This window comes from Marinagarivorans sp. (assembly GCF_982758155.1).
This window is the reverse complement of record NZ_CEXWTU010000181.1, coordinates 1-10,415: the sequence shown is the minus strand read 5'-3', so window position 1 is coordinate 10,415 and position 10,415 is coordinate 1. Positions and strand designations below refer to the sequence as shown.

9 protein-coding genes and 1 tRNA gene are annotated in these 10,415 nt (G+C 48.7%); 4 read left to right on the top strand and 6 right to left on the bottom strand.

Annotated elements, in window-relative coordinates; all coding sequences use genetic code 11:
* Window positions 1-107: 107 nt before the first annotated feature.
* Window positions 108-563, bottom strand: coding sequence for a hypothetical protein (locus AC3A8L_RS16150; RefSeq protein ID WP_487963304.1), 456 nt, complete (start codon window positions 561-563; stop codon window positions 108-110).
* Between the two features lie 659 nt (window positions 564-1,222).
* On the opposite strand from AC3A8L_RS16150, the gene AC3A8L_RS16145 reads away from it, so the two are divergent.
* Entirely contained in the window at window positions 1,223-1,600 is a 378-nt protein-coding gene (locus AC3A8L_RS16145) for a hypothetical protein (protein ID WP_487963303.1), read from the top strand.
* 183 nt (window positions 1,601-1,783) lie between these two features.
* On the opposite strand, the gene AC3A8L_RS16140 is transcribed toward AC3A8L_RS16145, so the two are convergent.
* The 5 genes from AC3A8L_RS16140 to def all read right to left on the bottom strand — a co-directional run bounded on the left by AC3A8L_RS16140 (window position 1,784) and on the right by def (window position 7,820).
* The gene (locus tag AC3A8L_RS16140) at window positions 1,784-3,232 is read right to left on the bottom strand and encodes a TrkH family potassium uptake protein (RefSeq protein ID WP_487963302.1); all 1,449 of its coding nucleotides are present in this window, start codon (window positions 3,230-3,232) and stop codon (window positions 1,784-1,786) included.
* Between the two features lie 53 nt (window positions 3,233-3,285).
* Window positions 3,286-4,686 carry a Trk system potassium transporter TrkA gene (gene trkA, locus AC3A8L_RS16135; RefSeq protein WP_487963301.1) on the bottom strand — a complete coding sequence of 467 codons (1,401 nt, stop codon included), beginning with the start codon at window positions 4,684-4,686 and terminating at the stop codon, window positions 3,286-3,288.
* A 65-nt stretch (window positions 4,687-4,751) separates the two neighbouring features.
* Window positions 4,752-6,068 (bottom strand): 16S rRNA (cytosine(967)-C(5))-methyltransferase RsmB, encoded by a 1,317-nt coding sequence (rsmB, locus tag AC3A8L_RS16130; RefSeq protein ID WP_487963300.1) that lies wholly within the window; start codon window positions 6,066-6,068, stop codon window positions 4,752-4,754.
* Window positions 6,069-6,091: 23 nt separating this feature from the next.
* Complete coding sequence (gene fmt / locus AC3A8L_RS16125; protein ID WP_487963299.1) at window positions 6,092-7,060, bottom strand: methionyl-tRNA formyltransferase; 969 nt, start codon at window positions 7,058-7,060, stop codon at window positions 6,092-6,094.
* A 256-nt stretch (window positions 7,061-7,316) separates the two neighbouring features.
* A complete protein-coding gene (gene def / locus AC3A8L_RS16120) occupies window positions 7,317-7,820 on the bottom strand; it encodes a peptide deformylase (protein ID WP_487963298.1) in 504 nt (167 codons plus the stop codon).
* Between the two features lie 170 nt (window positions 7,821-7,990).
* On the opposite strand from def, the gene AC3A8L_RS16115 reads away from it, so the two are divergent.
* The 3 genes from AC3A8L_RS16115 (at window position 7,991) to AC3A8L_RS16105 (ending at window position 10,369) form a co-directional block, all read left to right on the top strand.
* Window positions 7,991-9,004: a LysM peptidoglycan-binding domain-containing protein gene (locus tag AC3A8L_RS16115; protein WP_487963297.1), complete on the top strand. Its 1,014-nt coding sequence runs from the start codon at window positions 7,991-7,993 to the stop codon at window positions 9,002-9,004.
* Window positions 9,005-9,088: 84 nt separating this feature from the next.
* On the top strand, window positions 9,089-10,231 hold the full coding sequence (dprA, locus tag AC3A8L_RS16110) for a DNA-processing protein DprA (protein WP_487963296.1): 1,143 nt from the start codon (window positions 9,089-9,091) through the stop codon (window positions 10,229-10,231).
* 61 nt (window positions 10,232-10,292) lie between these two features.
* A tRNA-Arg gene (locus AC3A8L_RS16105) sits at window positions 10,293-10,369 on the top strand.
* Window positions 10,370-10,415 lie beyond the last annotated feature (46 nt).

Below are 10,415 nucleotides of genomic sequence, written 5' to 3'. Positions count from 1 at the left end.
CTATTACGCCATATTTTCGCCTCGCCAAGCGTGCACCCACAAAACCAAATTCCAGAAACTTATTTCATGCACGCCCCTTAGACTCGATAAAATTTATACCCAGCGTATTAAAACACCTCACACTGATGTTGCTTAAAATAGGCGGCAAGCCCTGGCCAAGTGTTCGGGCAATTTTCTTCTACAATCCCGATAGCGGCTTCGCAACATCCAGACTCACCCGCTAATGTTAATAAGCATTCACTCAATACAGGAATAAATACATAATGAGTATCGACCGGCTTAGTGGCGGCACTACGATAAGTTTCTGCGGTATGAAATGTAATAGACAACCCACTATCTGCCTTCACTTTTTTAGGTAAAGGCGTGATTAAATCAGCGATTTCACTATTTTTTAGCTTCCAAATTTTGGAACCCTGACGACATAATTCATCTTTATTTTCAGCTAAAAATATTAACTCACTAAACCCCAGCAGGCTTTTACCTTCAATTAACGCGCAGTCCAACAAATCGCCATCAACCTCATGCTCAGCGTTATGCTCGAATATCTTATAATAAATGTTCACTCTTACTCCAAGCTACTGTGATATCACTAAAATAGACCCGCTACAAATATTAAAGCGCCGCCTAAACCTTTTAATTTCTACCCTACGAATAACGCCCACACTATTTATTTTTTCTTTTCTCAGCCGACCTACTCATTACTCGTGACATTTATATCGTCAATGAAAGATCAACTGTAGTAAACCTAAGCGTTATTGTAACCTGAGCTTTCTCGCATAAAAAAGAGTCAATTGAAAACAATGATGAGTATCGCTTGGAGGACAATCAATAGATAGGTTTTAATTAAACCTAAAAATCTCAGTTGAACCATCAAAGTCTACGCATCCCTTTCGCGCATCTAACGCGCGATAAAAATGGCTTATCACCAATAAGGTGAGCACGCATCTTTTCGACACTCAACTACGGTTTTTAGGCTACGCGCGACTCTTTCACGGTAGGAAAACTCATAATTCAAGCTAAACGCCCCTGCGGAGGGGTTCATAACGGAAGATATACCACTGGTCGTATTGTTCGTGATGATTGAGGCTTAATTACCTACGCTTAAGAATGAAGTAAAGCCACACCTTATTAATTGTTATTACTCAACTCAATCACTGTGATTTGAGTTATTAAAGCGATCCTGTCTGCAGGCATTGCTCAAGTAATAATGAGCGGAGGCGATATGAAGCTGTTAGCCATAACCATCTCGCTGATACTAAGCGCTCCCACGGATGCCTGCACACTTGAAGGCACCTGGAAATCTCACAAGAAAAAAACCCTTGGCGAGATGTACGGTAGCCGAATTAGCAATAGTGAAAAATTGAAACTCGCTAAGGTTTTTGGCAAGGCTATTGTTGAATACAGTAACTGCAATACGAAGGTAGTCAGGGTTAACGGTGGGAAGACGGTCTACACCTTTGAAATCATTGAGGACTCACACGACTCTGTTGTCGTGAAAGATATTCCCTCTGGCGAAATGACGCTGCTGGTCAAGGAAGGCAATTGCTATAAAACCCCCGTCAAAGGCATGGCTTTTTATGAGCACTTTTGTAAGCTATAACCACAAATAAGCAAAAGCGCTATTAAGGGCCGAGGAAAAAATACTTTATCCAATAATACTTGCCTCCGACTTCCTCAACTGCGTTGCCCAAAGCGTTACATGCCCCGGCATGCGCCCCTTCGAGCGCCTTGCTGAGAAAACAGGCGCCTTCGTCTAATTGGACAAACTATTATTGCCTCGCCCCTAACCGCGCCAAAACATCGGCGAGAATAAAACCAGTAAGGTAAATACCTCAAGCCGCCCTAGCAACATTGCAAAACACAAAACCCATTTTGCCGGTGTATTTACGGTGCTGTAATTGGCTGCCACATCACCCAGGCCAGGGCCTAGGTTATTAATGCACGCCCCTACCGCGGTAAATGCCGTAGTCACATCAAGGCCTGTGGCCAACAAAACAAGCATCATGGCGACATAACAAATCACGTAAACAGCAAAGAACCCCCAAACCGCTTCAACAACACGATCAGAAACTGTTTTACTTCCCACCTTAATCGGGATAATGGCGTTGGGGTGTATTAGGCGATTAATTTCGCGAACCCCTTGTTTGAAGATGAGCATAATACGGATCATCTTCATGCCACCGCCGGTCGAGCCTGCACACCCCCCCATAAAGGCAAACATAAAAATAAGGTAAGGAAGAAAGGTTGGCCATACCGTGAAGTCGGCCACGCCAAAACCCGTTGTCGTGAGAATTGAGACTAATTCAAAACTACCAACTAATAAGCTACTACTCGCATTGTAGGTGTTGGTGTAATACAGGTAACCCACTGTAATAACCAACCCCAGAATAATCATATTTAAATAAAATCGACACTCAGGATCTTGCCAGTAACTTTTAATCGAGCGCTCCCGCCATGCCGTAAAATGCAACGCAAAGTTAATGCCCGATAGAATCATAAAAACAATAGCAACCCAATAAATGGCTTCACTATTAAAAAAGCCCATGCTGGCATCGTGGGTAGAAAATCCACCAATAGCCACAGTGGCATAAGCATGCCCAATGGCATCAAATAAACTCATGCCTGCCGCCCAATACGCTAACGCACAGGTAACGGTTAAGGTTAAGTAAATGACGAAAAGTGCTTTTGCGGTTTCGGTAATACGCGGGGTTAACTTACTGTCTTTTACGGGGCCGGGTGTTTCGGCCCGATATAGCTGCATGCCACCAATACCCAGCATGGGTAGCACCGCAACAGCGATAACAATAATACCAATGCCGCCTAACCATTGAAGCTGCTGGCGATAATAAAGCAGGGATTGCGGCAAGTAATCGAGACCAACAATGACCGTCGCACCGGTGGTGGTTAAACCGGATAGTGCTTCAAAAACGGCATCGGTAAAACTTAACTCGGTGGCGGGCGAAAAAATAAAGGGTAAAGCACCAAACAATGCCAGTACTGCCCAGAATAAAGCGGTTACTAAAAAACCGTCGCGGGTGCGTAGCTCTTGCCGCATTTTATATGTGGGAAACCACAGTACTAAGCCCGTGATCAAGGTAATAAAAAACGCCATCAAAAAACTCAAATGGCTTTTATCGTGATACCACAAAGAAACGAAGGTAGGCGGTATCAACGTGAGACTGAATAGCATCAGTAGCACGCCTAAAACTTTTGAGATGATCGAAAGGCGCATGCGCTCTTACCTTATTCGGTGTAAATCCACCGCGTCAAAATGCTGGTGCAGGGCTAAAAAAATGTAAACCCGACTTGGAACAAACGCTCAATATCGGGCGTAAAACGCTTATCTACCAAGAATACAATCACATGATCGCCGGACTCAATCATGGTGTCGTCATGGGCAATGAGTACATCGTGTTTTACTTTGCCGTCATCACTTTGCGTTTCTCGTACGATGGCGCCAATGGTTGCACCCTCGGGTAAATCAATATCCTCTACCGCACGGCCGACGACTTTCGAACTTTTTTTATCGCCATGCGCAATAACTTCAATGGCTTCGGCAGCACCGCGCCGCAGGGAGTGAACGTTTACAATATCACCGCGGCGTACATGGGTTAACAAGCTACCAATAGTCGCCTGCTGTGGGGAAATGGCAATATCAATTTCCCCACCTTGCACTAAATCCACATAGGCCGCATTGGCAATCAGCGTAAGCACTTTACCAGCCCCTAAACGCTTAGCCAGCATAGAGGACATGATATTGGCCTCGTCCGAGTTAGTGACAGCCAAGAAAACATCGCAATCTTCAATGTTTTCCTCGACCAATAAATTACGGTCAGACGCACTGCCTTCTAATACGATGGTTTTATTGAGCTCTGCCGATAAAAATTTTGCGCGCTCGGCGTTGTATTCAATAATTTTAATGGAGTAACGTTTCTCTAGGTTTTTAGCCAAGCTAAAACCAATATTGCCGCCGCCCGCAATCACTAAGCGCTTGTAAGGGCGATCGAGCCTTCGTAGCTCGCTCATTACAGCGCGAATATCGGCGCGCGCCGCAATAAAAAATACTTCGTCATCCGCTTCGATCACTGTAGAGCCCGTAGGCGTAATCGCGCGGTTACGGCGGTAAATCGCGGCAACGCGGGTATCAACATTGGGCATGTGTTTACGTAAAAAACGTAGCTCTTGCCCCACCAGCGGCCCACCGTAATAGGCCCGCACAGCAACTAACTGAACTTTACCCTGGGCAAAATCCAGAACCTGCAAAGCCCCCGGCTGTTCAACTAGGCGAATAATATGCTGCGATACAATTTGCTCTGGCGAGATAATGACATCCACCGGCATCGCTTCATTGCAGAATAAACCGGGGTACTGTGCATACTCCTGCGAGCGCACCCGTGCAATTTTGGTGGGCGTGTGAAAAAGACTGTGCGCGATTTGACAGGCCACCATATTGATTTCGTCATCACTGGTGACGGCAATTAATAAGTCCGCATCCTCAATGCCTGCCCGCAGCAATACCTCGGGATGTGACGCATGCCCAACCACTACCCGAATATCGAGATGGTCGCGCAGGTCGCGCAGGTAGTTTTCGTTTTTATCGACAATTGTAATGTCGTTGGCTTCGCTGGCGAGGTTAGAAGCCAATGTGCCTCCAACCTGTCCCGCACCCAAAATGATAATTTTCATTGGGAGTTATCGCTCATGGCGTTTCGTTTTACCCAGTTTAGTCACGCGATTAAGCCGCGTGGTCGTTATACCGCGTTTGATTTACTTAAAATACAATAATAGAAACCATCGTGCCCATTTTCTTGCGGGAACAGTTGTCGCCCAAAAGGTCGCTCGACACCCCAGTCAACATCCACAATAGGAATATGTTGAGCATCTGGCGTTGCGGCTAAGAATTTCTGCACACTTTTTTCATTCTCACGCGGCAATACCGAGCAAGTCGCATACAGTAACCGTCCACCGGGTGCCAGTGTAGGCCACAATGCCGCCAGTAACTGTTGCTGCAGTTCCGCCAACTGGGCAATATCATCGGCACGCCGCAGTAATTTAATATCGGGGTGGCGGCGAATAACGCCAGTTGCCGAACAAGGGGCATCCAATAATATACGGTCGAACTGCTGGCCATCCCACCATGCGGCAGTATCGCCAGCATCCGCCACTTTGAGCGTAGCATTAAGCCCTAAGCGCGTTAAGTTTTGGCCGACGCGCTCCATACGTTGGGCATCCACATCCAATGCCACAAGCTCTGCCAACGCCGGTTCGTGCTCAAGAATATGGCACGTTTTACCGCCTGGGGCACAGCAGGCATCCAATACTCTTTGTGACGGCGCTAAATCGAGTAAACCTGTGCACATCTGTGCAGCTTCATCCTGTACCGCAAACCAACCTTCACTGTATCCCGGAAAGGTAGTGACATCAGCCGCCTTAATCAACGTAAGTGCTTGCTGGCTGTACGCATTCAAGTGGTGAGCATGATCAAACTGCGCCGCATAATCAGCTCGGGTAATTTTTTGCTGGTTAATGCGTAATGTTAACGGCGGGTGCTGGTTGTTAGCGGTAAGAATTGTTTGCCAACTATCCGGCCACGCTTTGCGCAACATATTAATGAGCCATTGCGGGTGGGCGTATAGATATTGATTGTCCTCGGCATAAGGCACCATTAGCTCTGGGTCGGTACTGGGCTCTAAGCGCTCGCGATTAAAGCGCCGCAAAACACCATTCAACAAACCTGTCGCCCAATTCTTTTTAAGCTTTTTACTGGCCTCCACCACCGAGTTAATCGCAGCGTGGTCCGGTATACGAGTATGCTCCAGCTGGTAAAAGCCCAAAAACAACAGCGCTTTAATTTCGGTTTCTTTCACCTTGATGGGCGAACTTAGCAAATGCTCCGCCACCACTTCGTAACGCGGCGCATAACGTGCCACACCAAAGCATAGCTCTTGCAGCAAACCCTGATCGCGATCGACCACTTCAGCGCTAAAGCTATTTAAGGCCTGCGTCAGCGACTGCCCTTTTCGCAAAACGGCCGTGAGTACTCTAGCGGCCGCTATTCGTGTATCCATTGGCTTTTTTTCTATCGGTGTATTCAAGCGGTTGTTGCCCCATCAAATTGAATACCCAACGCGAGTTTATCTGCCATCCCGTTGAGTAAATCGCGGGCGGGCATCGCTTTTTTCCCCGGCATTTGCAGTAAGTTAACCGCAATAGCGCCATCAACTGTCGCGATATGCAGCGAATGTTCGGCATGGCTAATAATTTCCCCTGCCGCCACTGCGTGATGTTCATGGCTTTCGTAGGCAGTAAAAAGCCGAACGCGCTCCCCGCCCAATAAGGCATACGCCACAGGAAAGGGATTATAGGCGCGTATTTTTCGCAAAATAGTGGCGGTACTTTGTTGCCAGTCGATGGCGCCCTCTTCCTTGCTAAGCTTGTGAGCATAGTTAGCCAACGCGCTATCTTGCACTTCGGGCTGGAGCTTACCCGCACAAAGCTGGTCTAGCGTCGCCAGCAAAGCCGCTGGCCCTAGTGCCGCTAACTTATCGTGCAAACTACCCGCCGTTTCTTCAGCGGCAATAGGACAAGCAACTTTGTACAGCATATCGCCCGTATCCAAGCCAATATCCATTTGCATAATCGTTATGCCGGTTTCGGTATCACCCGCTTCGATGGATCGCTGAATCGGTGCAGCGCCCCGCCAGCGCGGTAAAATCGAGCCATGCACATTCAAGCACCCGTAACGCGGGGCATCGAGCACGGCTTGCGGCAGCAACAAACCATAAGCCACCACAATCATGATATCCGCATCGTGCGCCGCTAGCGCTTGCTGCTCTTCAGGTTGTTTAAGGCTTGGAGGCTGAAAAACGGGGATCTCCGCCGCCACAGCAACTTGCTTCACGGGGCTAGCTTGCAGCTTTTTACCACGGCCAGCAGGGCGATCTGGCTGCGTATAAACTGCAACCAGCGTGTGGCGGCTATCTAATAACGCCTGAAGATGTAGGGCGGCAAAATCTGGCGTACCCGCAAAAATAATACGTAGGGGCTTGTCGGTAGACATAGCGTCGTTTTGGGAAGTAATGGTAAAACCTCTGTTTAAAATGGCGCTTAAAGCGCTGCATGCCTGGGACTATACGGATATAGGTCATTAGGGTAACGCATCGGGGCAGGAGCCCCTTATTAGACATTGCACCGCCACACGGATGTGGCAGATTAGGATAACGCAGGAGCAGTTACCGAGGTATGCAACGCTTTAAGCACGAAGGAAAGGATGTAGACATCAAGCCTGAGTGGATGAAATATTATTTCCCCGCCCTTTACCCGTGCTTAGCTTGCTTCTGCAATTTCCCGCGAATACGATTGCGCTTAAGGTTGGACAAGTAATCCACAAAAAGCTTGCCGTTAAGGTGGTCCATCTCGTGCTGAATGCACACACCGAGCAAGCCATCGGGTGTTTGTGTGAATTTTTTACCGGTTTTATCCAACGCCGTAACCCTTACGTGAAGCGGCCTCTCGACACTTTCGTAGAAACCGGGCACACTTAAACAACCTTCATCGTAGTTTTCTTTTTCACCATCGAGCACTTCAATGCTAGGATTAATGAAAACGAGAGGCTCATTTTGCTTTTCAGAAACATCAATAACAATAATTTGCTCGTGGATATCTACCTGCGTTGCCGCTAAACCAACACCCGGAGCGGCATACATGGTTTCGAACATATCGTCTACAATTTGACGTATAGGATCGTCTACGGTTTCAACGGGGGCTGCAATCTTGCGCAGGCGCGGATCTGGGAATGTAAGTATCTCTAACTGTGCCATTAGCCTTTGTGACAAACCTCTAGTAAAAAGGTAAAGCGCGCTGTTAACATAGCGCGCACAGGATAGTTTGTGGGCAATGTGGGCCTGTAACACCAGGCTGTCAACCCCTGAGCAGTAGACTATTATAACGGTTAAAACGTCCAAGGGCCGACACTGACGGGAACAATAATATGAAAAAACGCATCTTGGGATTACTTGGCGCTGTCGTACTAGCGACTCAGGTCCATGCTGATGAAGTCCAATTACGCGCCGATTACCCAGATCAACACAAGGTAGTCAAAGGCGACACCCTTTGGGATATTTCCAATACATTCCTCAATACACCTTGGATGTGGCCGGAAATTTGGCACGTTAACCCCCAAATTGAAAACCCGCACCTTATCTATCCTGGTGATATTGTTCGTCTTATTTACTTAGACGGCAAACCGCGCATCGTCATTGATCGCGTTGTAAAGCTATCACCACAAATGCGCGTTGTTGATGAGCGCGAAGCTATTGCTTCGATTCCCCTAGACCGCATTAATAACTTTTTATCACGCAGTCGCGTTGTCGACAATGGTCAGCTTGAAGTCGCGCCATACGTGGTATCTGGCGAGAACAAACGCTTGCTTACCGGTGAAGGCGATCGCGTTTACGCACGCGGCGACTTCGACGCAAGCATTGCCGCTTACGGTATTTACCGCAAAGGCCAAACCTATAAAGACCCACAAACCGGTGAAGTCTTAGGCGTTGAAGCCACCGATATCGGCTCTGGCCGCATGCGCGCACTCGACGACAGCGTTGCAACACTCGCACTTACACGCTCAACCCAAGAAGTTCGCATTGGCGACCGCTTGCTAGAAGACGAAGAGCGCACGATTGAGTCCACGTTCTACCCATCGGCGCCCGACGTTGATGTAGACGGTGAAATCATCGCCGTAGAAGGCGGCGTAAACCAAGTGGGTAAAATGAGCGTGGTAGTCCTTAACCGCGGTCAGCGCGAAGGCATAAAAATTGGCAACGTGATGGCCATTTACAAGCGCGGCGGCGAAGTTCGTGACCGTATCAAAGGCGATATGGTTAAGCTTCCCGATGAACGTGCCGGTCTACTCATGGTATTCCGTACCTTTGAAAAGCTAAGCCTGGGCTTGGTTTTGGAAGCAGAACGTCCGCTTTCAACCAAAGACAAAGTTAAAAACCCCTAAGCCTAGATCATTAAAATATAGCTGTATCACACAGCGTAAACAGCGGCTTTTAAGCCGCTGTTTTTGTATGGAGCGCAAGGAAGCATGCACCTTACCCCCACAGAACAACGGATGTTGCTGCAACAACTCCCACAAACCGGTGTGGCCGCTTATTGGCGCCTGCACGACCACTATAAAAACTTAACTCACGCCTTTGCCGCCCCCACCGAACAGCTTCGCAAAATATTGCATGAAGATGCAGTTAACTGGCTAGTCGAAATCCAAAGCACCGGCGAAAACCACCCAACGATTCGCAAAATTAGGGCTAATCAGCAATGGCTTGAAGAGCGACACATTCACATTATTGATGTCGACAACGACAACTATCCGCCATTGCTGCGCGACATAAAGCGCGCGCCACCACTGCTCTACGTTTGGGGCGACCCAACACTGCTCAACTTGCCGCAAATCGCCATCGTCGGTAGCCGCAGCCCAAGTGCCGGCGGGCGTAGCAATGCGCAAACTTTCGGCCACGGGCTGGCCGCGGCAGGCTTCACCATCACCAGTGGCTTAGCCCTAGGTGTCGATATTGCCGCTCATCAAGGCGCCTTAAAAGCGCAAGGCCGCACACTCGCAGTACTTGGCACAGGGGTTGATCAAATCTACCCTGCCCGCCATGTCCACCTTGCCGAGCAAATCGTTGCCGAAGGCGGGGCCATTATCAGTGAATTCCCGATTGGCACTAGCGCCTTGCCCAGTAACTTCCCACAGCGTAATCGCATTATCAGCGGGTTATCCTGTGGGGTATTGGTGGTCGAGGCTGCTATCAAAAGTGGCTCACTCATTACCGCACGCTACGCACTGCAACAAAACCGTGAGGTCTTTGCCATTCCCGGATCGATTCAAAACCCACTCAGCCGTGGCTGCCACTCGCTTATCAAAGATGGGGCAACATTGGTCGAAAACGTAGACGATATTATTAACGAGCTACAAGGCATGCTCGCACTCAAGCAATCAGAAACCGTTACCCAGCATATTCAAGAGCAGGTACCGCTTCAGCTCACCGGTACCGAAAGTGCCAGCGAAAGGCTGATATTGGACCACATCGGCTTCGACCCCGTGCCTTTTGATACCATTGCCGAGCGCACACAACTGCCCGCCGGCGAACTCATGGCCAGTCTATTAACCATGGAGTTAAGCGGCTTAATCGCCAATGCTGGCCACGGTTACGCCCGCGTTCGCAGTTAAACGACGATGCCATCTAGACGAACTCCAATTAGCACAGTAGAATCCGGTCTCTAGATTTTCTGCATCCGTAGCTCAGCTGGATAGAGTAGGTGGCTTCGAACCACTTGGTCGGGGGTTCGAATCCCTCCGGATGCGCCAACATCAAAAACCCGCCCACTCGGCGGGGTTTTACTATCTGGCCCTT